The sequence below is a fragment of the Anaerotignum sp. MSJ-24 genome (assembly GCF_018918145.1).
Taxonomy (GTDB): Bacteria; Bacillota; Clostridia; order Lachnospirales; family Anaerotignaceae; genus Metalachnospira.
Map to the genome: position 1 here is coordinate 1 of NZ_JAHLPX010000008.1, position 25830 is coordinate 25830.

Here is a 25830-nt window from a genome sequence, read left to right on the forward strand (position 1 = left end):
GTGTACGCACAGTAATGTGTTTAGCTTACTGATACTAATAGGTCGAGGGCTTGACCAAAGAAAAGATGTGTGATAGAATTGATGAAGTAAGTACATGTTCGGTTTTGAAGGTGCTTGAAGAGCATTTTAGATAAATGCCGATGTGGCTCAATTGGCAGAGCAGCTGACTTGTAATCAGCAGGTTAACGGTTCGAGTCCGTTCATCGGCTTTTAATCATATGGTTGGGTTCCCGAGTGGCCAAAGGGGGCAGACTGTAAATCTGTTGCGATAGCTTCGAAGGTCCGAATCCTTCCCCAACCATTTTAATTAATTTTATATTGACGCGGGATGGAGCAGTTCGGTAGCTCGTTGGGCTCATAACCCAAAGGTCGTAGGTTCAAATCCTGCTCCCGCAATTCAAAAGCTAAGATTTGTTTCTTAGCTTTTTTGCTGTCTGTAAATAATTTGTCTTGACATAGCCTGACACTGATACTAATATAAAATTTGTCCGTTTAATTATAATTTTAGGAGAAAAATAATGTCAGGCTTAGGAACATTAATAAATGTAATCGGTATAGTTGCCGGAGGACTTGCCGGTTTGCTGTTTGGCAACCGAATGAAGGACAGAGTACAAAATACTTTGATGACTACAACAGGCGTATGTGTGCTTTTTCTCGGCATTGGCGGAACGGTTGAAAAAATGCTCAGTATAAATAATAACGGTGAACTCGAAAGCGGCGGTACAATGATGATTGTTATTTGCCTTGCTCTGGGTGCATTAATCGGTGAATTGATTAATATTGAAGCCGGTATGGAGAAATTCGGCGAATGGCTCAAATATAAAACAAAAAGTGAGTCAGATACAGGCTTTGTAAGTGCCTTTGTAAATGCCTCTCTTACTGTATGTATAGGAGCAATGGCGGTTGTTGGTGCAATACAGGACGGAATTTACGGAGATTATTCAATTCTTTCGGCAAAGGCTGTTCTTGACCTTATTATTATAATGGTTATGACTGCCGCACAAGGCAAGGGCTGTATATTTTCGGCAATACCTGTCGGAATATTCCAAGGATTGATGACATTATTTGCCCGGGCATTGGAACCGGTACTTACAACACAGGCACTCAATAATCTTTCATTAATCGGCTCTATACTGATATTTTGTGTAGGTCTTAACCTTGTATGGGGCAAAAAAATAAAGGTTGCAAATTTACTTCCTTCGCTTGTCCTTGCCGTTTTTTGGGCTTTTATTTAGAACAAAAATTTTTATAAGTAGATGTTGATTTTTAAATTTATTGTGTTATAATACTTAAACATAGGCGGTTGATGAAAACTAAGTTCCACGAGGAATTACAGAGAGCCGATGGTTGGTGCAAATCGGTATTTTGACGGAATGTTCCACTTTCGTAGCCTTCGGTGAAAGCCGAGAGGGTAAGCCCTTTACAGCAGTTATGAGTGGTCGGTTTTATAATCGGCAATTTGGGTGGCAACACGGGTTTAAATGCTCGTCCCTTATTTTATAAGGGATGGGCTTTTTTATTTTAGTTTTTTAGGAGGAAAAGAAATGCTTGATATTAAATTTGTAAGAGAAAACCCTGATATTGTAAAACAGAATATTAAAAACAAATTCCAGGACAGAAAACTTCCACTTGTTGATGAAGTTATCGAGCTTGATGCTGAAAACAGAAAAATCAAACAGGAAGTAGAAGTTTTACGTGCAGAAAGAAATAAGCTTTCAAAACAGATCGGCGGTCTTATGGCTAAAGGTGAAAAGGAAGAAGCAGAAAAGATTAAAGCTCAGATTGCTTCTGAGGCAGCAAGAGTTGACGAGCTTTCAGCAAGAGAAAAAGATGTTGAGGAAAAAATTAAAAAGATTATGATGACAATTCCTAACATCATTGATCCTTCAGTTCCAATCGGTAAAGATGACAGCGAAAATGTAGAGGTTCAGAAATTTGGCGAGCCCGTTGTTCCTGATTTTGAAATTCCTTACCATACAGAAATTATGGAAAAATTCAACGGTATTGACCTTGACAGTGCAAGAAAGGTAGCCGGAAACGGTTTCTATTATCTTATGGGTGATGTTGCAAGACTTCATTCGGCAGTTATCGCATATGCAAGAGATTTCATGATTGACAGAGGATTTACTTATTGTGTACCTCCTTTTATGATCAGAAGCGACGTTGTTACAGGCGTTATGAGCTTTGATGAAATGGATGCCATGATGTACAAAATCGAAGGCGAAGACCTTTACCTTATCGGCACAAGCGAGCATTCAATGATCGGTAAATTCATTGATACAATGAACAAAGAGGCTGACCTTCCTTACACACTTACAAGCTATTCACCTTGCTTCCGTAAAGAAAAGGGTGCTCACGGTATCGAAGAAAGAGGCGTTTACAGAATTCATCAGTTTGAAAAACAGGAAATGATTGTTGTTTGTAAGCCCGAAGACAGCAAAATGTGGTTTGACAAGCTTTGGCAGAACACAGTTGATCTTTTCAGATCACTTGACATTCCCGTAAGAACACTTGAATGCTGCTCAGGCGACCTTGCAGACCTTAAGGTTAAATCAGTTGACGTTGAGGCTTGGTCACCCAGACAGAAGAAATATTTCGAAGTAGGCAGCTGCTCAAATCTCGGTGATGCACAGGCAAGAAGATTAAGAATAAGAGTAACAGGTGAAAACGGCGAGAAATATTTTGCTCATACTCTTAACAACACAGTTGTTGCACCTCCCAGAATGCTTATTGCATTCCTTGAAAACAACCTCCAGGCAGACGGTTCTGTAAGAATTCCCGAAGTATTAAGACCTTACATGGGCGGCAAGGAATTTCTTGGAAAGTAATTGACAAATTTTATATAAAGGTGTATGATACTTTATGACTTTAAAGTCCACCTGCTTTAAAGTCATAAATGAATTAATAAAGGCCCCTTTATTTATTTCATTAAACCTTTTATTTCTGGCAAAAGACCTCCCGTTGAGGTCTTTTGTTCGTTTATAAATCAATTTTTCTCACTTCATCATCATTTACTTCATAAATAAAGCTGTTTTTCTTGATTCTCGAATTGTTGTTTAAAAGCTCGATTGCTTTATCAATATCCTCCGGTTCTATTCTTATTGACATTCCGCATGATGCGGATATTTTTCGCAATGTCGGCATTACGGTTACGGATAAGCTTTCGGAAAGATATTTTTCCGCCGCTATGGCATAATGGGTTGAATTGAAAACGATAGTATAATAATGATTGTTTCGCATAATATAACGCTCCTTTGCGACTATTATATGATTATTGACTTTACTTCGCAAGACGGATATACTTTTAATAAAATAACGGTTTAAGGAGGCAGAAACTTAATGGCAAAATATATAGATGCAAGAGGCAAGGCATGCCCTATGCCGGTAATTCTTGTTAAAAAAGAAATTGATAACGGTGAAAGGGATATTACAATAACCGTTGATAACGAGATTGCAGTTGAAAACCTTAAAAGACTTGCGGCTGACAGTGGAATTGAAGTAAAGGCAGAGAAGAACGGAAATGATTTTAATGTTACATTTGCCGGAGGAGCGGCTGAAGTGAAAAAAGAAGAGCCGGCTGTAAATGCCTGCACACCTAACGGCTGTGGATATGCTGTATTTTTCGGAAAAGACCATGTCGGTGAAGGCGAATATGAGCTTGGCAGTAACCTTGCCAAAATGATGCTCTATACCTATTCACAGAGTGATGATGTTCCGACAACACTTATATTTATGAATAGCGGTGTTAAGCTTCCTACATCGGACAATGATGACATAATAACAAGTATAAAGGTGCTTACGGAAAAAGGCACAGAAGTAATTGTATGCGGTACCTGCCTTAACTATTACGGCTTAACTGAAAAGCTTAAGGTCGGAACAGTAAGCAATATGTATGAGATTGTTGAAAAAATGAAAAAGGCCGCAAAGGTTATAACAGTATAAAATTAAATCAACTAAACAATTTTTGCTCTGCATAAAGCAGAGCTTTTTTATTGCAATTTTTTATAATTTAGGCAAAGTTTATGTTGACCTTATACTTAGAATAAGGTTTATATTTAGTTTAAAGTTGATTTAAGTTTAAATAAGGTTTGAGAGTGAGGTGCAAAACCAAGTGAAAAAATATTATACAATCGGTGAAACGGCGGCATTGCTCGGCGTTACAACACAGACATTGCGATATTATGATAAAATCGGCCTTTTATCGCCGGCGTATTGTGATGAAAACACAGGTTACAGATATTATGTTTATAAACAGTTCCATTACATAGACAGAATAAAATATCTTCAAGGCTTTGGTATGCAGTTAAAGGATATTAAAGAAATAATCCACAGTGGAAGAGTTGACTGCCTTCTCCCTTATCTCGAGCAGAAAAAACAGGAGGCAATGGCTGAGCTTGAGGAGCTTAAAAGCAAAATAAGCGATATTGAGTGGTATATGGATTATTTCACATATCTTGATAAAGATAAAAATTCGGATTATTTATATAAAATTCAGCTTGAGGAAAGATATATAGTCAAATGTCCATGTTATCCGGGAGAGCCGCTCCATAACATGGAGATACGTCTTGCCGGAGTTAAAAGCCGTAAAGAATATGCTGATTTGCATTACAGAAGACTTTATGGCTATAAGCTGAATGTAGAATCGCTTATGAAGCAGAAATTCAATCCGACGGATTATTTTATATATCTGAGCGAAAAGCCCGATATAGACGAAAGCCTTTATGACTGCCTTCCGGCAGGTGAATATCTCTGCTTCAGAACACAGGCTTTGAACGAAAACTGGGATCCGGACATACTGACGGATTATTTTAAGAATAAAGAACTGCCGAATTTAGTGCTCGCTCTTGAGTTTGAGGATAATTTTGTTGATTGGTCACAGGCTTGGTATGAAATGCAGATATTATTATAATTGAACAAAAATAAATACAAAAAATATTTTATTATTTGTTTAATATGAAGGTTGACCTTATTCTTACAATAATTATTACCATTTATGTAAAATAATGATTATTTAGGAGAGGTAAAACATGAATTACAGTGAGGATACAGAAATTTTGTATAGAGGAATGGATATAAAGGGAATAACAGAAAATCCCGAGGTTGCTCCGATATACAACACAACAGCGTATTGCATAAAAGATACCGAAGATTATGCTTTCGCAAATAACGGCGGAAAATATTTTTATAACAGAACGGCAAATCCCAACAGAGATTGTCTCGGCGAATCCATATCATATCTTGAAAAGGGCGAAAGAACCATTGTCTGCTCATCGGGTATGGCGGCCATTTCAACAACACTTCTCGGACTGCTTAAAAGCGGAGACCATGTTCTTGCAAGCAAGGCAATTTACGGTGAAACAATAGAGCTTATCGAAAATGTTCTTGACCGATATAATGTTGAAATTACTTTTGCCGATTTTACGAACCTTGAAGAGGTCGAAAAGGCAGTAAAGGATAATACGGTTCTGTTCTATACTGAGGTTATTGCAAATCCGCTTACACTGGTTGTTGATCTGCCAAAGGTTGCGGAAATTGCTCATAAGCACAATGCACTTGTTGCGGTAGATTCAACTTTTACAACACCATTTGTTATTAAGCCTATCGAAAAAGGAGCGGATATAGTTATCCATTCGCTTACAAAATATTTCGGCGGACACAGCGACATAACAGGCGGCTCTGTTACATCAACAAATGAAATAATCAAAAAATTGATGAGCACATATCTTCTTCTCGGATGCTGTATGGATCCGAATACAGCATGGCTTACATCAAGAAGTATAAAGACAATGGGAATGAGAGTTAAAAAACAGAATAAAAACGCCGAACTGCTTGCGGCAGCTCTTGTTAAAAATCCTAAGGTAAAAGAAGTTTTTCATCCGAGCCTTGAAACACATCCGCAGCATGAGCTTGCAAAAGCCATGTTTACAAACGGATATGGAGCAATGATAAGTTTCAGAGTTGAAGATGATCTTAATAAGGTTAATGAGTTTATGCACAGACTCAAAATCGTTAAATACATGGGAACTCTTGGAGGTATAAGAACAACAATCGCTCACCCGGCATCTGCTTTCAGAAATGAATTTTCGGCAGATGAGCTTATTGCAATGGGTATGCACGAGGGGCTTATAAGAATTTCGACAGGAGCTGAGGAGGTGGAGGATCTTATAGAAGATTTCTACGGCGCATTGACGGCATTTTAAAGTTTTAAAGTAAATGGAGGCATCGAAATTATATTATGGACACAATTTTAAATATCCTTACGGCAATATCAGACTTTTTATGGGGAACACCAATGACGATTGCCTTAGTAGGAACAGGTCTTTATCTTTCAATCAAATTCAAATTCCGCTATATAACAAAAATTAAATTCCATTTTCAGAATACGTTCGGGAAAATGTTCAAAAGCGGTGACGGTGAAGGAACGGTTTCCGGATTTGCAGCAGCCTGTACGGCAATGGCAAATACTATCGGTGTAGGCAATATCGGTGGTGTTGCAACAGCCATAACAATGGGAGGTCCGGGAGCTATATTTTGGATGTGGGTTTCAGGACTTCTTGGTATGAGTACAAAGGCTTGTGAAATCATACTCGGACAGAGATACAGAGTTAAATATGAAAACTCTATGGACGAATACCTTTGCGATCGTTCATTTGTTATGAAAAATGCTCTCGGCTGGAAAACAGGAGCAATAATACTTGCAGTGTTCTGCTTTGTGCTCGGGCCTTGGACCTGTTGTGTGCAGACCGAATCGGTTACAAGCTCGCTTCTTGAAGGTTTTAATATTAATCCTAAAATTTCAATTATCGTTCTCGGTATTACCTGCTTTGCTACTATTGCCGGCGGTCTTAAAAGAATTTCATCAATAATGGAAAAGGTTGTTCCTTTTATGGCTATGGGCTATATTATAGCCGGAATCGGCATACTCATTCTTAATATACAGAATGTGCCGACAGCAGTTGGCCTTATATTTAAAAGTGCTTTCACACCTATGGCAGGAATCGGCGGTTTTGCCGGAGCAACTGTTAAGGATGCACTCAGATATGGTATAGCAAGAGGTCTTTACAGCAATGACGCAGGTACAGGTTACGGAATTGTTGCTCATGCGGCAGGAAAAACAGATCACCCTGTTCGTCAGTCATCATGGGGCTGGGGCGAAGTTTTTCTCGATACAATCGTTGTTTGCACAGTAACAGCTTTATCTATACTTCTTACAAATTCATACATAGACTATCCGGACATAACAAGTGCACAGCTTACAACAGTTGCATTCAAGGTTGCTTACGGAAAATTTGGCGGATACTTTATGGCAATAGCTATTGCAATATTCGCATGGACAACAATTATCGGTATGTATTACAGCTGTGAAAAATCAGTAAACTATGCTTTCGGCGATACAAAGGCAAACAAAATAGCAAGACCGTTCTATATGGTATATTATATGCTGCCCTGTCTTATATTCTATAATATTAAGGCTGATATGCTCTGGGCTGTTACAGACCTTCTTTCGGCAGCATATGTAATAATTACGCTCATATTTATCTATACCAAGAGAAAAGAAATTTTCAGATTATTCAATGATTTCTGGGATAGATTTATACCTGCAATTAACCGTGGAGAGCACCCCGAAAAGGTTCAGTACGAAACGGTTGAACATAAATAAGTTTATTAAATTCATTAAACCCATATAAATTTCCAATCAGCTGTCAATTACATTGGCAGCTTTTGGGGCGTTATAAATAAGTTAGGAGAAAAGACTATATGAATAAAGACTATATAAATAAAGACTATATGAAAAACACATTTGATAATGTTATGAACAAAGTAAAGACAATGATTGTTGACGGAGCAATGGCAACCGAGCTGGAGACAATGGGCTGTGACCTTAATGACGAGCTTTGGAGTGCAAAGGTGCTTGCGGAACAGCCAGAGCTTATCAAAAAGGTGCATTTAAGCTATTTTAAGGCCGGAGCAGACTGCGGCATAACAGCAAGCTATCAGGCAACAATACCCGGATATATGAAAAAAGGTTATTCGGAGGAAGAGGCAGAAAAGCTGATTGTCCGTTCCGTTAAGCTTCTTCAGGATGCAAGAGAAGGATGGTGGAGCACAGAAGGCAGAAACAGCGGAAGAGTATATCCGCTTATAGCTGCCGCAATAGGCCCTTATGGTGCATATCTTGCCGATGGTTCGGAATACAGAGGAGATTATAATATTTCCGTTGAGGAGCTTAAAAAATTCCATAAAAAACGTATGGAGCTGCTTTGGAATGCAGGAGCGGAGATACTTGCCGTCGAAACAATTCCGTCACTTACAGAGGCACTTGCCGTTGTGGAAATCGTTGAAGAAATCGGTGCGGAGTGCTGGATAAGCTTTAGCTGTAAAAACGAAACGGAAATAAGCGACGGAACACCTATAAGAGAATGTGCGAAAAAGCTCAACGGAATTTCCTGTGTTAAGGCAATAGGACTTAACTGTACAGCACCTCATTTTGTGGAAAATCTTATAAAGGAGATAAAGAAGGAAACCGATAAGCCTGTCATTGTTTATCCGAACAGCGGTGAAATATATGATTCGGAAACAAAAACATGGCATGGAGCAAAAGACGGAAAAACCTATGGTCAATGGGCGGAAATATGGTATAAAGCCGGTGCGGGAATTATAGGCGGCTGCTGCCGAACAACTCCGGCAAACATAAAGGAAGTCTATGATATTGTCAGAAAATAAAACAGCGTAAAAATAACGGTTCGATACATGAATTAACTGTATCGAACCGTTTAAGCTTAAAAGGGGATTATTCTTTTATCTTTAATGCACGCATAGCGTTTATTATTGCCACAACAGATACGCCGACATCTGCGAAAACCGCTTCCCACATATTTGATTTTCCTAAAGCACTTAATATAAGTACGAGGAATTTAATTGCGAGTGCAAAGTAGATGTTCTGGTTTACTATCGTATGTGTCTTTCTTGCAATCTTAAGAGCAAGCGGTATTTTTGACGGCTTGTCGTCCATAAGAACTATGTCGGCAGCCTCTATTGCCGCATCGGAACCAAGACCACCCATGGCGATTCCGACATCTGCTCTTGAAATGGAAGGTGCGTCGTTTATGCCGTCGCCGACAAATACTACATTTCCGTTTGATGACTTGATTATTTCCTCAAGCTTTTCAACCTTCTGGTCGGGAAGAAGCTCTGCATAAACATTGTCTATGCCAAGCTTTGCGGCAATGTCATCGGCAACAGGCTTTTTGTCGCCCGATAATATTACTGTGTTCTTTATGCCGTTGGATTTGAGCTTTGATATAGCTTCGGCTGAATCTTCTTTGACTTCATCGGCTATTACTATATAACCGAGGTATTTTCCGTCTGCTGCAGTATGGATAACCGTTCCTGTTGATACGGAAGGGTGTTCAATGCCGTATTTTTTCATAAGCTTTTCGTTTCCGGCATATACTGTTTTTCCGTCAACTGTTGCTTTAATACCGTAGCCGGACATATTTTCTATATCTGTTACTCTTGAATTATCAATAGGCTTTCCGTAAGCCTTTTTTATTGATAATGAAATCGGATGGTCTGAAAAACCTTCCGCAAGTGCCGTTGTTTCAATAAGCTCATTTTTGCTTATTCCGTTGGGGTGTATTTCCGATATTGAGAAAGAACCTTTTGTAAGCGTTCCTGTTTTATCGAAAACAACCGTATCGGCTTTTGCTATTGCCTCAAGATAGTTTGAACCTTTTATGAGTATACCGTTTTTTGATGCACAGCCGATGCCGCTGAAGAATGAAAGCGGTACAGATATAACCAAAGCACATGGACAAGAAACAACAAGGAAGTTTAATGCTCTCATTATCCAGTCTGTGAAGTTTCCGCCGGTTACAAGCGGAGGAATGAACGCAAGTGCCACAGCCGAGAAAACAACGGCAGGAGTGTAGTATCTTGCGAATTTGGTTATAAAGTTTTCTGTATGAGCCTTGTTATCGGCTGAATTTTCAACAAGCTCAAGTATTTTTGATACTGTTGAATCAGAATATTCCTTTGTTACCTTTGCTTTTAAAAGACCATTTATGTTTATACAGCCGCTTGTTATGCTGTCGCCTATGTTTACGTCAAGAGGAAGGGATTCTCCCGTAAGTGCCGTTGTGTTAAGGCTTGAACTGCCTTCGATTATTATACCGTCAAGAGGTACTTTTTCGCCGGGTTTGATAACCATGATGTCATCAATGCAGGCTTCATCGGGATCAATTTCTGAAATTTCGCCATCTTTTTCGATATTTACATATTCAGGGCAGATGTCCATAAGCTCTGTAATAGAGTTTCTGCTTTTTCCGACAGCGATGGTTTCGAATAAATCTCCGACCTGGTAAAAAAGCATAACGAATACCGCTTCGGGATATTCTCCTACGCATAAAGCACCGATTGTTGCGATACACATAAGAAAGTTTTCATCAAATACCTGACCGTGAGATATGTTTATTACCGCACTTCTGAGTACAGGAAATCCGACAATCAGATAAGGTATAATATAAACAATAAATTTTAAGTATCCGGTAAAATGAGTAAAAGCAAGAAGAATTAAAAGTATTCCGCTTATAATGATTTTGGTTAACTGTTTTTTCTGTTTGCCTGTCAACTCGGTCACACCCTTATTATTTAATTAATACTGTGCAGTCGGGCTCAACCTTTTTGATTGTTGCCACTGTTTCCTTAAGTATTTCATCAAAAAGGCTGTCGTCTGCGTCGATAGTGAGTTTCTGTGTCATAAAGCTTACTGTTGCTTTGTTTACACCGTTGATTTTGTTGATTGCCGTTTCCATTTTTGCAGCACAGTTTGCACAGTCAAGATCCTGAAGTTTGTATGATTTTTTCATTTTAAAATCCTCCTTATTATTCACAAATGTGTTCCATACCCTGATTAAGTATCGTTCTTACATGGTCATCAGAGAGGGAATAAAAAATAGTCTTTCCTTCTCGTCTGAATTTAACCAGCTGGGCCTGCTTTAGAATTCTAAGCTGGTGGGAAATTGCAGACGTACTTATATTTAAAAGCTGGGCAATGTCGTTTACACACATTTCAGCCTCAAATAACACATAAAGTATTTTTATTCTTGTGCTGTCGCCGAATATTTTATAAAGCTCGGCGATTTCATATAATATTTCCTCATCGGGCATATTTTCGTTTACCCTTTCAATCAAATCGCTGTGTGCGTGGAGATATTCCGAATTATCTTCCATGATTGTTCATCCTTTCATTTGAATAACTGTTCAACTATTAATGCGATTATAGTACCCCCATAGGTATATGTCAATAGATTTTTAAAAAAATTATAAAACAACAGCTGATTTTTTTAAAATCAGCTGTTGTAAAAATTTGTATTTTATTTTTTATACGGTGTTTTTTCAAGCGGTAACTTTGTTCTGAAAACTCCGTCATAATTATAGTACGCAAGCTGTACGGCAGGAGCAGTAGGTATAGAGGCAATCTCGCCAATACCCTTTGCACCGTATGCAAGACCTCGTATTTTTTTGCCTGTTACGATTGCGTTAATTTCAGGCATTTTGTCTGCTCTGAATATGCCTAATGTTCCGTAACGTGCAGTCGGCTTGCCGTCCTTAAGCGGATAATCTTCGGTTAAAGCATAGCCGAGACTCATTGTAACTCCGCCTTCTATCTGACCTTCCACTGATATTGGATTTACGGGATTTCCGACATCATGTACGGCAGTAACACATTTGAGTGTTCCATCGTCATTAAGCTCAACAACGTGTGTTGCGTAGCCATAAGCAATATGGCTGACGGGATTTTTCTTGTCTGAGCCAATTTTGTCGGTTACTCCGGTATATTCTCCGAGGAAGGATTGGCCTTCGAGTGCCTTGAGAGAGCCTTCCTTGTCCAGTGCGGTTTTTAGCTTTCTTGCGGCATCAGCGGCGGCTTCTCCTGTGAAAAGTGTCTGTCTGGAGGCTGTTGTGTTTCCGGCGTCCGGAGAAATTGATGTGTCCGGTGTATCATATACTATTTTGTTCGGAGAAATTCCGGTTGTTTCGCAAATCATCTGGAGCTGTACCGTTCCCATTCCCTGTCCTATGCAGGCGGCAGAGGAGGTGAAATGCACAATTCCGTCTTTTATCGTTATAAGACATCTGCCTGTATCGGGTATGCCTACGCCGAGACCGCTGTTTTTCAATGCACAGGCAATACCGCATTTCGGATTTTTTTCGTATATATCCCTTACGGCGTCCAGTGTTTCCACAAGTGCGGTTGTTTCATCTGCAATCTGTCCGTTGGGAAGAATATCGCCGGGGCGGAGTGCATTTCTGTATCTTATTTCAAAAGGTGATATACCTACAAGCTCCGCAAGCTGATTTATGTTACATTCGGTTGCAAAACAGCTTTGAGTAACACCAAAGCCTCGGAAAGCTCCGGCTGGCGGATTGTTTGTGTAATATGCCTTTCCTGTTATGTCTATTACCTGATAATTATATGGGCCTGCCGCATGAGTACATGCTCTTTGCAGAACAGGGCCGCCAAGGCTTGCATAGGCTCCGGTATCGGATATAATAACAGCCTTCATTGCTGTAAGATAGCCGTTTTCGTCACAAGCGGTTGTAAAATCCATTTCCATTGCATGGCGCTTGGGATGAATAAGAATGCTTTCGGCTCTTGTAAGACGAACCTTTACGGGACGACCTGTTTTTTGTGCAAGCAAAGCCGCATGGTGCTGAACACTCATATCCTCTTTGCCGCCGAACCCGCCTCCGACCATTGCCGCCGATACTCTGATTTTTTCCTTTGGCAGACCTGTTGCTTCGGCACATTCCTTCTGTGTCTGATATATTCCCTGATCACCGCTTATTATGTGTATTCCGCCGTCCTCCGGAAAGGCAACGGCACATTCCGGCTCCATAAATGCGTGCTCGGTAAACGGCACACTGTAATGATTTGTTACGGAATATTTGCTTTCGGCAATAACCTTATCGGCATCTCCGCGAACCAAATGCTCGTAGGAAAGAAGATTTCCGGTTTCATGCAATAACGGTGCATTTTCTGCCATGGACTCTGCCGGAGAAAATACTCCTTTGAGAACCTCATATTCAACCTTTATTTTTTTCTTTGCCTCTTCAAGTATTTCGGGACTTTCGGCGGCAACAAGAGCTATTGCGTCGCCTAAATAATGAGTTATTCCGCCGACCGGAATTATAACGTCCCAGTCCTTTTTAATATGACCGACTTTTTTTGCTCCGGGCAGATCTTCGGCAGTCATAACAGCAATAACTCCGTCAAGTGCCAAAGCCTCGGAAACATCAATAGAAAGCACCTTTGCTCTCGGATATTCGCTCCTTAATGCCGAGCCGTATATCATATTTTCCATATAGTAATCATCGGCATATTTGGCTGTGCCTATTGCTTTTTCGAGAGCGTCTATACGGATTATGTTTTCTCCGATACTGCCGTTTGAACAGTCGGCTTTTATTTCCGTATTATTTCTGAAAATATCTGCGGCAAGCAATATAGCCTCTTCTATTTTTACATATCCGGTACAGCGGCATATATTGTTTTTGATTGCAAGCTTTACATCAGCCTTTGTCGGATTTGGATTTTTGTCGATAAGTGCCTTTGCACACACGACCATTCCCGGTATGCAGAAGCCGCACTGCACAGCTCCGACCTTGGCAAAGGCATAGCTGTATACGTCCTTTTCACGGTCAGACAAGCCTTCGCAGGTTATTACGGTTTTTCCGTCAAGATTTGCGGTTTTCTGCACACATGCCTTCATGGCTCTTCCGTCGATTATGACCGTACAGGTTCCGCATGCACCTTCGTTACAGCCGTTTTTTACGGACGTAAGATGAAGATTATCCCTTAAAAACGGCATTAGCTTTATGTTTTCGGTTACATTGTATTGAGTTCCGTTTATAGTAATTAATGACATGGTTATCACTTCCGGTCTGTTAATAGATATATAGTTAATGTTACCATTTATACCGCTTATTATCAAGAAAATAAAGCTGTAAATCACAGTAAAAGCGTTATCCTAAATTTAGAATTACGACATATTGGCTAAAAACTTTATTTATTATTTGAATAATGATATAATTTAACCAACTATAACTATAAATTAATATGAGAGGTGAGTATAATGGCTGTTGGTGTAAGCGAAAAAAGAGTTGATGCTTATGAAAAGGTTACGGGTAGAGCAAAATATACCGATGATCTTGCTGAAAAGAATATGCTTGTTGCCAAGGTATTCAGATCGACAATAGCTAATGGAGTTGTTAAGTCTATTGATACCTCTGAAGCAGAAAAAATTCCCGGAGTAGTAAAAATAATTACTTGTTTCGATGTACCGCAGTATAAATTCCCTACGGCAGGACACCCCTGGTCAACCGATCCGGCACATCAGGACGTTGCCGACAGACTTCTGCTTACAAGCAGAGTAAGATATTACGGAGATGATGTTGCGGCTGTAATTGCCGAGGACGAGGTTGCGGCAAACCGGGCAATAAGAGCCATTAAGGCGGAATATGAGGAATATCCTTTTGTACTTGACCAGATTGAGGCAATGCAGGACGGAGCACCTCAGATTCACGAAGAATATAAAAACAATATACTTAACCATACACAGATTTATAACGGTGATTATGATGAGGCGATAAAAGAGGAAGGTCTTATAAAGTTCGAAGGCTGGTATGATACGGCAACGGTTCAGCACTGTCATATCGAAAACCATATATGTTATTCCTATATGGAGCAGGGCAGAATTGTCGTTGTTTCTTCAACACAGATTCCGCATATAATAAGACGAATTGTCGGTCAGGCACTTGGCATTCCTTGGGGCAAGGTAAGAATAATAAAGCCTTATATCGGCGGCGGTTTCGGAAACAAACAGGACGCACTTTATGAGCCGCTTTGTGCTTATCTTACAACACAGGTCGGAGGCAGAGCCGTTAAGCTGGATATGACAAGAGAGGAAACCTTTGCATGCAACCGTGTACGTCATGCTATAAGAGTTCACCTTATAACCTATGCACGTCCGGACGGAACCTTTGTTGCGAGAAAATGCGAGTCCTTCTCCAATCAGGGAGCATATACATCGCATGGCCACAGTATTGCCGCAAAGGGTATTTCGGCATTTTCGCAGATATACAGAAGCAAGGCATCGCAGGCCGACGCATATACAATATATACAAACAGGGCAACAGCCGGAGCTATGCGTGCATATGGCATTCCGCAGATAACCTTTGCAATGGAAAGCCATGTTGAGGATATAGCAAAGGCATTAAAGCTTGATTCAATTAAGCTTCGTCAGAAAAATATGATGGAGGTCGGCTTTACCGATCCGTTCTCCAAGAACGTAAATTACTTCGACAGCCTTAACCAGTGTATTGCAAAGGGCAGGGAATATATCCATTGGGACGAAAAGCTTGAAAAATATAAAAACCAGACAGGGCCTATACGCCGTGGAATCGGTATGTCAATATTCTGGTATAATACTGCCGTTTGGCCCATATCGCTTGAAACAAGCTCATGCCGTATGGTGCTCAATCAGGACGGCTCGATACAGCTTCAGATAGGCGAAACGGAAATAGGCCAGGGCTCCGATACGGCATTTGCACAGATGGCGTCGGAAACACTGGGAATTAAGTTTGAAGACGTTCATGTTATATCCACACAGGATACGGACGTAACGCCATTCGGTACAGGCTCATATGCCTCAAGACAGACCTATGTTGCCGGCTTTTCAATAAGACAGACGGCGGAGCTGCTTAAGGAAAAAATACTTAAGCATGCAAATGAGCTTACAAGAATGCCCGTTTATAATCTTGACATAAAGGACGGAAACATTGTCCGTACAACAGATAACAAGGTGCTTATGACGCTTGGCGAGCTTTCGACAGAGGTGCTTTACAGCGTAACAAACTGTGAGCATATTACGGCGGAAAGTACATATCAGTGTAAATCAAATGCTTATTCATTTGGCTGTTGTTTTGCGGAGATAGAGGTGGATATACCGCTTTGCAAAATAAAGGTGCTTGATATTGTCAATGTGCATGACTGCGGAAAGCTTATCAATCCACAGCTTGCGGCGGCACAGGTGCATGGCGGAATGAGTATGGCTATCGGCTATGCTTTGAGCGAACAAATGCTTTATGATCCTAAGACAGGCAAACCGCTTAATAATAACCTTCTTGATTATAAGCTTTCCACAATAATGGATCATCCTCATCTTGAGGCTGAATTTGTGGAAAACTATGAGCCGACAAGTGCATACGGAACAAAGGCACTCGGCGAGCCTCCGGCTGTTCCGGCGGCTCCGGCAATAAGAAATGCACTTCTTAACGCAACAGGTGTTTCGGTAAATGAGCTTCCTTTAAATCCGCATAAGCTGTTTGTGCGTTTTAAAGAAGAAGGACTTATTTAAAGGAGGTGCTGTCAGATGTATGATATAAAGGCTTTATACGAAGCGGAATCCGTTGAAAATGCGGTTCAGCTTCTTACGGAGCATCCCGAGGCGGTAATAATTGCCGGAGGAAGCGACGTTCTTATAAAAATGAGAGAAGGAAAGCTCGCCGGCTGTGAGCTTGTCAGCATTTACGGACTTGATGAGCTCAGAGGCGTTACAATGGAGGAGGACGGAACAATCCGTATTCGTCCGCTTACAAGCTTTTCGCATATAACAAAAAATCCGATAATACAGAAATATATAAATGTTCTCGGAGAGGCTGTTGACATGGTCGGCGGCCCACAGATAAGAAATATCGGTACGATAGGCGGAAACACCTGTAATGGTGTTACATCTGCCGATTCGGCATCAACACTTCATGCCTATGATGCCATTATGGAAATAACAGGGCCGTACGGTGTAAGAACAGTTCCGATACATGATTTTTATATAAGTGCCGGAAAGGTCGATCTTAAGCATGGTGAATTGCTTACTTCTATACTTATTAAAAAAGAAAGCTATGAAAACTATTACGGACATTATATAAAGTATGCAATGAGAAACGCAATGGACATTGCAACAACCGGCTGTTCAGCCAATGTTAAGCTTTCGGACGATAAAAAAACGATAGTTTCCGCAAGAATTGCCTATGGCGTTGCCGCTCCAGTTCCCATAAGGGCAAAAAGTGCAGAGGAATTCTTAAATGGAAAAGAAGCTACTGCCGAAAATATAGCGGCATTTGCAAAAAAAGCACTTGATGACGTAAATCCCAGAACAAGCTGGAGAGCGTCAAAGGAGCTTAGACTCCAGCTTATCGAAGAGCTGTCAAAGCGTGCGATGACAGAGGCTGTAAGGCTTGCAGGAGGTGAGATCTGATGCAGAGAAAGCTTGTTAAATGTACAATTAACGGAAAGTATACCGAAACGGTTGTTGATGTAAGAGCTTCTCTTACAGATATGCTCAGAAACGATTACCGCCTTACATCGGTAAAAAAAGGCTGTGAGGTCGGCGAATGCGGCGCCTGCAACGTGCTTATTGACGGAGAGTGCTTTAATTCATGCATATATCTCGCCATATGGGCGGACGGCAAGGAGATAAAGACGGTCGAAGGACTTCTCGGCCCTAACGGAGAGCTTTCGGATATTCAGCAGGCATTTATTGATGAAGGTGCTGTTCAGTGCGGCTTTTGTACTCCCGGATTTATAATGACGGCCCTTGAAATACTCGAATCCGGCAGAGAATATACAGATGATGAATTAAGAAAACTTCTTTCGGGACATCTTTGTAGATGTACAGGCTATGAAAACATATTCAATGCAGTTAAAAAAACAATGCTGAAAAGACTCGGAAAGCTTTAAAATTTTATTTGCAAGGAGCTTTATATATGGGTGAATTATCGGAACTTCCCAATATAGGAAAGAAAGTCGAACAACAGCTTAATGAGGTCGGAGTAAATACTGTTGATGATTTAAAGAAAATTGGTGCTAAGGATGCATGGCTCAGAATACAGCAGATTGATGAATCGGCGTGTATTCATCGGCTTATGGCACTTGAAGGAGCTGTATGCGGAGTAAAGAAGACTATGCTTTCCGATGAGGTGAAGGCAGATTTAAAAAGCTTTTATCAACAACATAAAATAAAATAAAGTAAAGGCGGTTTTTATATATCAATCAATAAAAACCGCCTTTGTTATATTAAAAATAATATGATATAATTGCCATAAATCGCATAAAATCGGAATCGCAACCGCTTGTTGCGGAATTGTAAAGTCTGCTTTATGGAATGCAATGGAGAGCATTTATATACTATATCCATAAAACAGATATAAGGAGAGATGAAAATGATTTTTGCGGATAAACTTATTGCATTGAGAAAACAACACGGCCTGTCACAGGAACAGCTTGCGGAAAAGCTTAATGTAAGCAGACAATCTGTTTCAAAGTGGGAGGGAGCTCAATCGATTCCCGATATTAATAAAATAATACAGCTTTCGCAGATTTTTGGTGTCAGTACAGATTATCTTCTTAAGGACGAGCTTGAAAACGAAAAAGATGAATATATAGAAACAGGAGAAAAGTCGGAAGAATTGAAATATGTATCTATGGAAGATGCTAATGAGTTTCTCAATATAACTCAGAGTATAGCTACGTATATTTCTATAGGTGTACTTATTTGCATTTTGGCTCCAATACCGCTTATTGTTCTTGCTGTTTTATCAGAAGCAGGCACTTTGTCATTTTCAGAAGAACAGACAGCAATGGTAGGAGTTTCGGTGTTACTTGCAATGATTGCTGTTGCTGTTGCATTGTTTATAATAAGCGGAATGAAAGCAAATAAATATGAATATCTTGATACAGAGCTTATTGATACCGAATACGGTGTTACGGGAATGGTTGGAGAGAAAAAGGAAAAGTATTATAGAATGTATACAATGCATATGGTTTTGGGAATAACGCTTTGTGTAGTTTCGGCAATACCGATATTTTTTGTTGTAGGATTTGTCGGTGAAGAAAATCCTTTTGTTGTATTGGGCGTCCCGATTACGCTTGTATTGGTTGCATTGGGTGTGCGTATTATAGTAAAAACATCAATAATATGGGGTGGTTTTCAGAAGATACTTGAAGAAGGGGATTATGAAAAACAGAAAAAGTTTTTAAATAAGAAAAACAGTAGGCTTGTGAGCATATACTGGACCGTTGTTGTCGGAATATATCTTGCATATAGTTTTATAACCGGAGATTGGGGCAGAAGTTGGATAATATGGCCGGTTGCAGGCGTATTATCCGGTATAATAAATAAATTGAATTTATAAAAATAAAGGCGGAAGTTTAAACTTCCGCCTTTTGTTATGTATCAGATTGATGTATAGCCACCGTCGATATAGATTATCTGACCTGTTGTGTAGTTAGATGCGTCAGATGCGAAATAAACTGCCATTCCGGCAAGGTCTGTGTCTGCGTTTCCGAAGCGTTTAACAGGGATATGTCTGAACATTTCCTCTCTTGTTGCAGGATCCTCGAAAAGAACCTTTGTCATTGCTGTTTCGAAGAAGCCGGGAGCAACAGCATTTACACAAATGCCGTACTGTGCCCATTCAACGGCGAGAGCCTTTGTCATCTGCATAACAGCACCCTTTGCGGCAACATATGAAACTATATTGGGACGGGCAACTACTCTTGCGTTAATGGAAGAAATGTTGATGATTTTTCCGTGAATGCCTTTTTCGATCATGTGCTTTCCGACTGCTTGGCACGCAAGGAATACACCTTTAAGCTGTACGTCCTGAACCTTATCCCAGTCCTCAACTGTATACTCGATAGCAGGCTTTCTTATGTTTACACCGGCACTGTTTACAAGTATATCAATATGACCGAGCTTTTCAATCATGGCATTTACAAGACCATCAACGCCTTCTTTTGTTGAAATGTCGGCAGAGATACCAAGTGCTGTTCCGCCTGTTGATGATACAATCATCTCTGCTGCTTTATCGCAGTCAGCCTGATTACGGCTGGATACAACAACAGCTGCACCTGCTTCCGCAAGTCCTTTTGCAATACCTTCACCAAGACCTTTGCTTCCGCCGATTATAAGTGCGTTTTTGCCTTTAAGTGATAAAAGCTCCATTACTCCCATTATAAAAACCTCCCCATATAATTAAATATGTTAATATTTTATGTTAATTATACTATATATTAATGAATGTGTATATTGTTAATTATTAATGATATAAAATCAATGATATTTTTGTGCAAAATTAAACGACTCTGAAACTGTGTTTACAGGAATCAGAGCCGCTTTTTGTTTATTTTAACTTAACGCAAAAACATATTCATCGTAAAGAGTGTAGATTGGAAATGTAAATGTTATATGTTTACATTTTTTCGATGGAACAGCATCAGCGTGAAATCCCATTGCTTCAATGTCTGTGTTATCAGATGTCTGTTTCCAAGTTCCTATACCGGAAGATTTGTTGTTGAGCGAAGCTACAGTGAAATTGCACAAGCCTATGTTGTCGGATTTCTTTTGTATACGGTAGGTCATTGTTATTTCGTTATCTGGGTTATTTTTGTTTATCCACATCGAAATAATGTCTACATCACAGTATTTAAAGCTGATTTTGTCAGGGTGGTCTATTGTGCCGTCGTCATGTGCGTTAATATTTAATGTAACATTTTCCTGGTTTCCTACGGATATTACCGGAATATGGAGAATTGCCGATTTTTTATCCTCATCAGTTATGTCAAGTCCGCTTAAATCAAATTCAAATTCGGTACCGTCACCGCTTAAGACCTGTGCCTGTATTGTGTTTCCTTTTATTATTATATACGGTAATGTTGCATCAGCTTTTAAATCATCATAATAGCCGTATACCTGCAGAAATTCACTGTAATTCAGTGAGTAAAGCTTTATTGTAAGCTTATTTTCAGACCATGTGGGCATTGCGGTAACGGATATATTGTTGTGCATTGCCGTAGGGCCTATTTCATCTACCGAGTCATAGTACTGAATTGGTTTGAAATGTATATCAAAAGTCATATCGCAGAATGTAATGGTTACGGGCATATTAACGCCGTATACAGCTATATCGTTTTCAATATTTTCTATTCTTGTTATACAGGTCTGCTCTGTCGGTGAACCTCCGGCACTTGTGTTTTCCGTATAAGGATATATGGCATTGCCTATGGTTACGGTCGAATAAAGATCCGGAATAGGAAACATTGCTTCTTCGTTGGGCTTTATATAATCCGAATAGCCGTATTTTTCCGCAAGCTCGGTTACTGTTTCGTTATCTTTACTTTCGTCATTGAAGTTAAGAGTTGCTTTCCACATTATGTCTATATATGAGCTTGTAACGTATGCGTTCATCAATGTAAATTCAACATTTCCATCGGTTTGTGTTTGTTCTTCTCCGTCCATAGAATAAAGTATTTCGTTTTTGCTATCCTCGGTTTCTTCGGTTATTGCGATACCCGGTATGAATGAGAATAACCGTTTTATTGCCGCTTGAACAGAGCTTGAATTTAATGCTGTTGCGGCGGCGATTATAATACAGGCAGCTATGGCAGCATAGCGTTTGAAATCGTGCTTTGCATAGCAATTGTCAGCCTCTTGTATAAACTTGTTGTCTATTTTTCCTATTTCCCTAAATAAATCCTCGCCTGTCATATTTCAATACCCTCCTTTTCAAGAAAATCTCTTAATTTTGTGCGAGTCCGAAATAATGATGATTTTACCTTGCTTTCACTGAAACCGAAAAACTTGGCTATGTCGGCTATTGAATCGGCATAGTAATATCTTCTCACAAAAATTATGCGTGAGGCTTTGTCAGTCTTTTTGAGAAATTCATTTATGCTTTTATATATTTCTCCTGCCTCATATTCCTGTTCGGCCGTTGAGGACGGTATTACATCCTCAAGCTCTGAAAGAAGTATGTCAAAATGTCCGTTTCTCTTTTGTGCCTTGTAATAGCTGTATCGGTTTATTGCTATTGTTCTTGTCAGCATTCCGAGATAGGTTTTAAGCGGATTTGGATTTTGCGGCGGAATTGTATTCCATGCCTTAAGCCATGTGTCGTTTAGAGTTTCTTCCTTGTCGGCTTCGTTTTGAAGTATGTTCATTGCTATTTTTCCGCAATATAAACCGTATTTATCGCTTACGGCGGTGATAGCTCTCTCGGAACGGCTGAAGAAAAGAGATATAATGCTTTTGTCCTCTGAATTCATTTATCTTCCTCCTTTTGCCCTTCACTTATATATACAGAAAATAATGAACATGGTTGCAAATTTAATTGTTTTTGTAAAAACTGAATTTTTCCTTCAGTAATTTATCGGAAAACTCTCGTATTTCATGGCAGTATTCGTCATAAGCCTGCATAAACCGCAATGCTTCGGCTGTTACATGTGCTCCGCCTCCGTTTTTTCCGCCTGTTGTTGAGATTAACAGCTTAAAACCGAGATTTTCCTCGCAGAGCTTGACCATTTTCCATGCCTTTGAATATGCCATGTTCATGCTTGTGGCGGCAGAACGCAGAGAGCCGTATTGACGAACATTTTCGAGCAGTTCATATATGCCGGGGCCGAAGCATTTGTCGGTTGTAAAGAAATGTATTCTTATTTTTGCACTTAAATCGTTTGATTGGTTTTCCATTGTCAACACTCCTTAAAGGTGTTATTCTTTTATTAAAATAATGATTGGCGGTGGTTGTTATGCTCTCTGATATTCTGGATATTAAAAAAGGAATTACTGCAATAATAGGCAGTGGAGGCAAAACAACGCTTATGCTTAAGCTTGCAAAGGAGCTTTCCCAAAAAGGAAAGGTAATCATATGTACAACTACACATATATATCCTCCCGAAAATATTATAACACTTGTATCACCGTCAGAGAAAGACATATTAGATGCTTTTAGGAATGAAAATGTTGTATGTATAGGAAAAACGGCAGAAAACAATAAGCTTACTTCGTCGGACATTCCCTTTGAAAGACTTATCAGGCTTGCCGATTATATCGTTGTTGAGGCAGACGGCTCAAAACATATGCCGCTTAAGGCACATAACGATTATGAGCCCGTTATACCGAATGGCACGGATAAGGTTATACTGGTTGTCGGCATAAGCGGAATAAGCAGAAAAATTTACGAGGTCTGTCACAGACCGGAGCTTTATGCAGAAATCGTTCAAGGTAATATAACCGATATTGTTTCTCCGCAGACAGCGGCAGAGGCAATTAATAAGGAAAATCTCGGTGACGTTATAGTTATAAATCAGGTCGGGACAGAAAAAGATACGGAAAATGCAAAAGACATTGCACGATATATAAATAAGCCTGTTTATGCAGGCGAGATAATGAAAGGAAGATTGGTATGTTTGCGGTAATTAGAGGTGCCGGAGATATTGCCTCCGGAATAGCATTAAGACTTAAGCACGCAAAGTTTGATATAGTTATGCTGGATATTGAGCATCCTACGGCAATAAGAAGAACGGTCTGTTTTTCACAGGCACTTGTGAACGGAAGCATGAAGGTTGAAGATGTTACGGCGTTTAAGGCAGAAAATACAGAAGAGGCATTGGAGATAATAAAAGAAGGAAACATTGCGGTCATGGCAGATGAAAAGGCGGAAAGCGTTAAGCTTTTTAAGCCGGATTTCCTTATTGATGCGGTGCTTGCCAAAAGAAATGTCGGAACAAAAATAACAGACGCACCTGTTGTAATTGCTGTCGGTCCGGGCTATTGTGCCGGAAAGGACTGCCATGCGGTTATCGAAACACAGAGAGGACATTATCTTGGCAGAGTGATAAAGGAAGGCTTTGCGGCAGAAAACACAGGTGTTCCGGGAAACATAGGCGGTTATACGGTCGAAAGAATAATAAGAGCCGTAAAGGACGGAGTTTTCAGACCTGTCTGCAATATAGGTGATGTTGTTGATGCAGGACAGATTGTGGCATATGTTGATGATGAGCCTGTCAGATGCCTTATAGGCGGAGTGCTGAGAGGAATACTTCCAGATAATACGCCTGTTTTTAAAGGCATGAAAAGCGGAGATGTCGATCCGAGATGCAAAATAGAACATTGCTACTGTGTTTCGGACAAGGCACTTGCGGTCGGCGGCGGAGTTCTTGAGGCATGTCTTGCACTTAAGGAGGATTAAATATGGATAATAATATAAAGCTTACAAAGCTGGCAAGCTGTGCCGGCTGTGGAGCAAAGGTAGGAGCAGGAGTTCTTGCACAGCTTTTGTCGGATATAAAGGTTGTTAAGGACGAAAGACTGCTTGTGGGCTTCGATAAAAGCGATGATGCGTCGGTTTATAAAATAAATGACGATACGGCTATTGTGCAGACGGTGGATTTCTTTCCGCCGATAGCCGATGATCCGTATATCTTCGGACAGATAGCGGCGGTAAATGCCATGTCCGATATATATGCCATGGGCGGAGAGCCAAAGCTTGCACTTAATATAATGGCTGTGCCTAAGTCCATGGATAAGGAGCATGTGCATGAGATATTGAGAGGCGGCTATGATAAGGCATATGAGGCAGGCGTAATAATAACCGGAGGACATTCGATATTTGATGAAGAGCCTAAATATGGTCTGGCGGTAACGGGCTTTATAAATCCTGATAAGGTCATAACCAACAGCGGCGCAAAGGTCGGAGATGTGCTGTTTCTTACAAAGCCTATCGGTATAGGCATACTCACGACAGGCATGAAGGCAGAAATAGTTTCAAAAGAGAGCGAAAAGCTTGCATATTCGCTTATGACGACATTAAACAAGAGTGCAAGAGATGTTATGGTTAAGTATGATGTGCACGCTTGTACAGATGTTACGGGCTTTAGTCTTATGGGACATTTGCTGGAAATGGTTCAGGGCTCGGAGGTAAATGCGGAAATACATACGGATGACATTGATCTTATAGAAGAGGCAAAGTCGTTGGCAAAAATGGGAGTTTTACCCGAAGGCCTTTATAGAAACAGAAGCTATGCAGAAAGCTATGTAGATGAAGGAAATACCGAACTTTATATACAGGATATGCTCTTAGATCCACAGACAGCCGGAGGACTGCTTATTGCCGTTGACGAGGCAGATGCAGACAGATTTTATGAGGAGCTGAAAACGGCAGTGCCTTCTGCACAGAGGATAGGTGTTATAACGCCAAAGACGGACGGAAAAAGGATAAAGCTGGTGTAAATAATAGGTTGGCATTTGTTTAATGGCGAAAGGAGAATCACCCTTGAACAGCTCAGATGATAAAAACCTTAAATATATTCCCATTGATGACAGCAATGAAAAAGAACAGTTTTATGACAAGCTTTTATTTGTCATATCTGTTATATCGATGCTTATGGTTTGTGTTATTGGGTTTGACCATCTGAATTATAGTGTTTGTTGTTATGTACAACCATATAAAATAGAACCTTTTCATTATGGAGTAAAGTCTTCGAATATAATGCCGTTTTGGCGTGAGATATTAAATTTTATTAATATTGGTTCGATGCTTAAGATAATGTGCATGGTCGTGAAAGAACCTTCTAAGAAAGACACTGATATTTTCAAATTAAAGCCTAAAATAATCTGGTACATAGTATCGTTTGCTATTGAAGTTGTAAACATAGCGATTGTGCCGCCCAAAATTACATATGAAAATGCTGTATTGTTGTATCGTTTTATAGAGGCAGTTTCTTTTGTTGCGTTACTGTTATTTAACAGACTGTCAATGAAATATATTTATAACAAAAAATCAGAACCTTACAAAGGCGTTGATGATTCGCTTTGTAACAAAATGGCTGCTGTTATGTTTATAGGTTTATCGGTTTTAAGCGGTATATTGCCTTGGTTTCTTTTCCATGTGGCATCAAACAGATAAAACAACGGCGGCAGACAGGTTAAGACC

General features: G+C 40.0%; 25 protein-coding genes, 3 tRNA genes and 1 other annotated feature. Of the genes, 19 read left to right on the top strand and 9 right to left on the bottom strand.

Annotation, left to right across the window (positions count from 1 at the left end):
- The first annotated feature begins 136 nt into the window (after positions 1-136).
- From KQI66_RS08990 to serS, 5 genes are all read left to right on the top strand, one after another.
- A tRNA-Thr gene (locus KQI66_RS08990) sits at positions 137-209 on the top strand.
- An 11-nt stretch (positions 210-220) separates the two neighbouring features.
- Positions 221-301, top strand: a tRNA-Tyr gene (locus tag KQI66_RS08995).
- 21 nt (positions 302-322) lie between these two features.
- Positions 323-396: transfer RNA gene (locus KQI66_RS09000), tRNA-Met, on the top strand.
- Between the two features lie 122 nt (positions 397-518).
- Complete coding sequence (locus KQI66_RS09005; protein WP_216428790.1) at positions 519-1235, top strand: DUF554 domain-containing protein; 717 nt, start codon at positions 519-521, stop codon at positions 1233-1235.
- Positions 1236-1293: 58 nt separating this feature from the next.
- Positions 1294-1496, top strand: a binding site (T-box leader).
- Positions 1497-1544: 48 nt separating this feature from the next.
- Positions 1545-2828: a serine--tRNA ligase gene (gene serS, locus KQI66_RS09010; protein WP_216428792.1), complete on the top strand. Its 1284-nt coding sequence runs from the start codon at positions 1545-1547 to the stop codon at positions 2826-2828.
- A gap of 151 nt (positions 2829-2979) precedes the next feature.
- Here serS and KQI66_RS09015 read toward each other — a convergent pair whose 3' ends face one another.
- Positions 2980-3240, bottom strand: a complete 261-nt coding sequence (locus tag KQI66_RS09015) for a DUF3343 domain-containing protein (RefSeq protein WP_216428794.1) — start codon at positions 3238-3240, stop codon at positions 2980-2982.
- A 99-nt stretch (positions 3241-3339) separates the two neighbouring features.
- Here KQI66_RS09015 and yedF point away from each other — a divergent pair, with 99 nt between their 5' ends.
- From yedF to mmuM, 5 genes are all read left to right on the top strand, one after another.
- Positions 3340-3942 carry a sulfurtransferase-like selenium metabolism protein YedF gene (gene yedF / locus KQI66_RS09020; protein WP_216428795.1) on the top strand — a complete coding sequence of 201 codons (603 nt, stop codon included), beginning with the start codon at positions 3340-3342 and terminating at the stop codon, positions 3940-3942.
- 169 nt (positions 3943-4111) lie between these two features.
- Positions 4112-4909 carry a MerR family transcriptional regulator gene (locus tag KQI66_RS09025; RefSeq protein ID WP_216428797.1) on the top strand — a complete coding sequence of 266 codons (798 nt, stop codon included), beginning with the start codon at positions 4112-4114 and terminating at the stop codon, positions 4907-4909.
- A gap of 118 nt (positions 4910-5027) precedes the next feature.
- The gene (locus KQI66_RS09030) at positions 5028-6200 is read left to right on the top strand and encodes a trans-sulfuration enzyme family protein (RefSeq protein WP_216428799.1); all 1173 of its coding nucleotides are present in this window, start codon (positions 5028-5030) and stop codon (positions 6198-6200) included.
- Positions 6201-6292: 92 nt separating this feature from the next.
- The gene (locus tag KQI66_RS09035) at positions 6293-7660 is read left to right on the top strand and encodes an alanine/glycine:cation symporter family protein (RefSeq protein WP_253287733.1); all 1368 of its coding nucleotides are present in this window, start codon (positions 6293-6295) and stop codon (positions 7658-7660) included.
- Between the two features lie 98 nt (positions 7661-7758).
- Entirely contained in the window at positions 7759-8724 is a 966-nt protein-coding gene (mmuM, locus tag KQI66_RS09040; protein ID WP_253287734.1) for a homocysteine S-methyltransferase, read from the top strand.
- A 67-nt stretch (positions 8725-8791) separates the two neighbouring features.
- Here mmuM and KQI66_RS09045 read toward each other — a convergent pair whose 3' ends face one another.
- The 4 genes from KQI66_RS09045 to xdh all read right to left on the bottom strand — a co-directional run bounded on the left by KQI66_RS09045 (position 8792) and on the right by xdh (position 13928).
- Complete coding sequence (locus KQI66_RS09045; RefSeq protein WP_216428803.1) at positions 8792-10630, bottom strand: heavy metal translocating P-type ATPase; 1839 nt, start codon at positions 10628-10630, stop codon at positions 8792-8794.
- A 16-nt stretch (positions 10631-10646) separates the two neighbouring features.
- On the bottom strand, positions 10647-10868 hold the full coding sequence (locus KQI66_RS09050; RefSeq protein WP_216428805.1) for a cation transporter: 222 nt from the start codon (positions 10866-10868) through the stop codon (positions 10647-10649).
- 16 nt (positions 10869-10884) lie between these two features.
- A complete protein-coding gene (locus KQI66_RS09055; RefSeq protein WP_216428807.1) occupies positions 10885-11232 on the bottom strand; it encodes an ArsR/SmtB family transcription factor in 348 nt (115 codons plus the stop codon).
- A gap of 143 nt (positions 11233-11375) precedes the next feature.
- Positions 11376-13928 carry a selenium-dependent xanthine dehydrogenase gene (xdh, locus tag KQI66_RS09060; RefSeq protein WP_216428809.1) on the bottom strand — a complete coding sequence of 851 codons (2553 nt, stop codon included), beginning with the start codon at positions 13926-13928 and terminating at the stop codon, positions 11376-11378.
- A gap of 207 nt (positions 13929-14135) precedes the next feature.
- Between xdh and xdhA the strand changes: the two genes are divergently transcribed.
- The 5 genes from xdhA to KQI66_RS09085 all read left to right on the top strand — a co-directional run bounded on the left by xdhA (position 14136) and on the right by KQI66_RS09085 (position 19251).
- On the top strand, positions 14136-16418 hold the full coding sequence (gene xdhA, locus KQI66_RS09065) for a xanthine dehydrogenase subunit XdhA (protein ID WP_216428811.1): 2283 nt from the start codon (positions 14136-14138) through the stop codon (positions 16416-16418).
- A 15-nt stretch (positions 16419-16433) separates the two neighbouring features.
- Positions 16434-17315 carry a xanthine dehydrogenase subunit XdhB gene (gene xdhB / locus KQI66_RS09070; RefSeq protein WP_216428814.1) on the top strand — a complete coding sequence of 294 codons (882 nt, stop codon included), beginning with the start codon at positions 16434-16436 and terminating at the stop codon, positions 17313-17315.
- Entirely contained in the window at positions 17315-17797 is a 483-nt protein-coding gene (gene xdhC, locus KQI66_RS09075) for a xanthine dehydrogenase subunit XdhC (RefSeq protein WP_216428816.1), read from the top strand. The genes xdhB and xdhC overlap by 1 nt, the downstream gene beginning before the upstream one ends.
- A 26-nt stretch (positions 17798-17823) precedes the next feature.
- A complete protein-coding gene (locus KQI66_RS09080; protein WP_216428818.1) occupies positions 17824-18084 on the top strand; it encodes a TfoX/Sxy family protein in 261 nt (86 codons plus the stop codon).
- Positions 18085-18279: 195 nt separating this feature from the next.
- Positions 18280-19251: a helix-turn-helix domain-containing protein gene (locus KQI66_RS09085; RefSeq protein WP_216428820.1), complete on the top strand. Its 972-nt coding sequence runs from the start codon at positions 18280-18282 to the stop codon at positions 19249-19251.
- Between the two features lie 41 nt (positions 19252-19292).
- Here KQI66_RS09085 and KQI66_RS09090 read toward each other — a convergent pair whose 3' ends face one another.
- The 4 genes from KQI66_RS09090 to KQI66_RS09105 all read right to left on the bottom strand — a co-directional run bounded on the left by KQI66_RS09090 (position 19293) and on the right by KQI66_RS09105 (position 22586).
- Positions 19293-20072 (bottom strand): SDR family NAD(P)-dependent oxidoreductase, encoded by a 780-nt coding sequence (locus KQI66_RS09090; RefSeq protein ID WP_216428822.1) that lies wholly within the window; start codon positions 20070-20072, stop codon positions 19293-19295.
- A 174-nt stretch (positions 20073-20246) separates the two neighbouring features.
- On the bottom strand, positions 20247-21605 hold the full coding sequence (locus KQI66_RS09095) for a hypothetical protein (RefSeq protein ID WP_216428824.1): 1359 nt from the start codon (positions 21603-21605) through the stop codon (positions 20247-20249).
- Positions 21602-22162, bottom strand: a complete 561-nt coding sequence (locus tag KQI66_RS09100; protein WP_216428826.1) for an RNA polymerase sigma factor — start codon at positions 22160-22162, stop codon at positions 21602-21604. Before KQI66_RS09100 ends, KQI66_RS09095 begins: the two co-directional genes overlap by 4 nt.
- Positions 22163-22223: 61 nt before the next feature.
- Entirely contained in the window at positions 22224-22586 is a 363-nt protein-coding gene (locus KQI66_RS09105) for a winged helix-turn-helix domain-containing protein (protein WP_216428828.1), read from the bottom strand.
- Positions 22587-22645: 59 nt separating this feature from the next.
- On the opposite strand from KQI66_RS09105, the gene yqeC reads away from it, so the two are divergent.
- Genes yqeC through KQI66_RS09125 form a run of 4 tightly spaced genes read left to right on the top strand, consistent with a single transcriptional unit; the run spans position 22646 to position 25803 of the window.
- The gene (yqeC, locus tag KQI66_RS09110) at positions 22646-23314 is read left to right on the top strand and encodes a selenium cofactor biosynthesis protein YqeC (protein ID WP_216428830.1); all 669 of its coding nucleotides are present in this window, start codon (positions 22646-22648) and stop codon (positions 23312-23314) included.
- Positions 23302-24087: a selenium-dependent molybdenum cofactor biosynthesis protein YqeB gene (gene yqeB / locus KQI66_RS09115; protein WP_216428832.1), complete on the top strand. Its 786-nt coding sequence runs from the start codon at positions 23302-23304 to the stop codon at positions 24085-24087. Before yqeC ends, yqeB begins: the two co-directional genes overlap by 13 nt.
- Positions 24088-24089: 2 nt before the next feature.
- Positions 24090-25127, top strand: coding sequence for a selenide, water dikinase SelD (gene selD / locus KQI66_RS09120; RefSeq protein WP_216428834.1), 1038 nt, complete (start codon positions 24090-24092; stop codon positions 25125-25127).
- Between the two features lie 22 nt (positions 25128-25149).
- Positions 25150-25803 (top strand): hypothetical protein, encoded by a 654-nt coding sequence (locus KQI66_RS09125; protein ID WP_216428836.1) that lies wholly within the window; start codon positions 25150-25152, stop codon positions 25801-25803.
- Positions 25804-25830 lie beyond the last annotated feature (27 nt).

Coding starts and splice junctions, on each gene's coding strand:
- KQI66_RS09005 (WP_216428790.1), top strand. CDS start 519: ATGTCAGGCTTAGGAACATTAATAAATGTAATCGGTATAGTTGCCGGA.
- serS (WP_216428792.1), top strand. CDS start 1,545: ATGCTTGATATTAAATTTGTAAGAGAAAACCCTGATATTGTAAAACAG.
- KQI66_RS09015 (WP_216428794.1), bottom strand. CDS start 3,240: ATGCGAAACAATCATTATTATACTATCGTTTTCAATTCAACCCATTAT.
- yedF (WP_216428795.1), top strand. CDS start 3,340: ATGGCAAAATATATAGATGCAAGAGGCAAGGCATGCCCTATGCCGGTA.
- KQI66_RS09030 (WP_216428799.1), top strand. CDS start 5,028: ATGAATTACAGTGAGGATACAGAAATTTTGTATAGAGGAATGGATATA.
- KQI66_RS09035 (WP_253287733.1), top strand. CDS start 6,293: ATGACGATTGCCTTAGTAGGAACAGGTCTTTATCTTTCAATCAAATTC.
- mmuM (WP_253287734.1), top strand. CDS start 7,759: ATGAATAAAGACTATATAAATAAAGACTATATGAAAAACACATTTGAT.
- KQI66_RS09050 (WP_216428805.1), bottom strand. CDS start 10,868: ATGAAAAAATCATACAAACTTCAGGATCTTGACTGTGCAAACTGTGCT.
- KQI66_RS09055 (WP_216428807.1), bottom strand. CDS start 11,232: ATGGAAGATAATTCGGAATATCTCCACGCACACAGCGATTTGATTGAA.
- xdh (WP_216428809.1), bottom strand. CDS start 13,928: ATGTCATTAATTACTATAAACGGAACTCAATACAATGTAACCGAAAAC.
- xdhA (WP_216428811.1), top strand. CDS start 14,136: ATGGCTGTTGGTGTAAGCGAAAAAAGAGTTGATGCTTATGAAAAGGTT.
- xdhB (WP_216428814.1), top strand. CDS start 16,434: ATGTATGATATAAAGGCTTTATACGAAGCGGAATCCGTTGAAAATGCG.
- xdhC (WP_216428816.1), top strand. CDS start 17,315: ATGCAGAGAAAGCTTGTTAAATGTACAATTAACGGAAAGTATACCGAA.
- KQI66_RS09080 (WP_216428818.1), top strand. CDS start 17,824: ATGGGTGAATTATCGGAACTTCCCAATATAGGAAAGAAAGTCGAACAA.
- KQI66_RS09085 (WP_216428820.1), top strand. CDS start 18,280: ATGATTTTTGCGGATAAACTTATTGCATTGAGAAAACAACACGGCCTG.
- KQI66_RS09090 (WP_216428822.1), bottom strand. CDS start 20,072: ATGGGAGTAATGGAGCTTTTATCACTTAAAGGCAAAAACGCACTTATA.
- KQI66_RS09095 (WP_216428824.1), bottom strand. CDS start 21,605: ATGACAGGCGAGGATTTATTTAGGGAAATAGGAAAAATAGACAACAAG.
- KQI66_RS09100 (WP_216428826.1), bottom strand. CDS start 22,162: ATGAATTCAGAGGACAAAAGCATTATATCTCTTTTCTTCAGCCGTTCC.
- KQI66_RS09105 (WP_216428828.1), bottom strand. CDS start 22,586: ATGGAAAACCAATCAAACGATTTAAGTGCAAAAATAAGAATACATTTC.
- yqeC (WP_216428830.1), top strand. CDS start 22,646: ATGCTCTCTGATATTCTGGATATTAAAAAAGGAATTACTGCAATAATA.
- yqeB (WP_216428832.1), top strand. CDS start 23,302: ATGTTTGCGGTAATTAGAGGTGCCGGAGATATTGCCTCCGGAATAGCA.
- selD (WP_216428834.1), top strand. CDS start 24,090: ATGGATAATAATATAAAGCTTACAAAGCTGGCAAGCTGTGCCGGCTGT.
- KQI66_RS09125 (WP_216428836.1), top strand. CDS start 25,150: ATGGCGAAAGGAGAATCACCCTTGAACAGCTCAGATGATAAAAACCTT.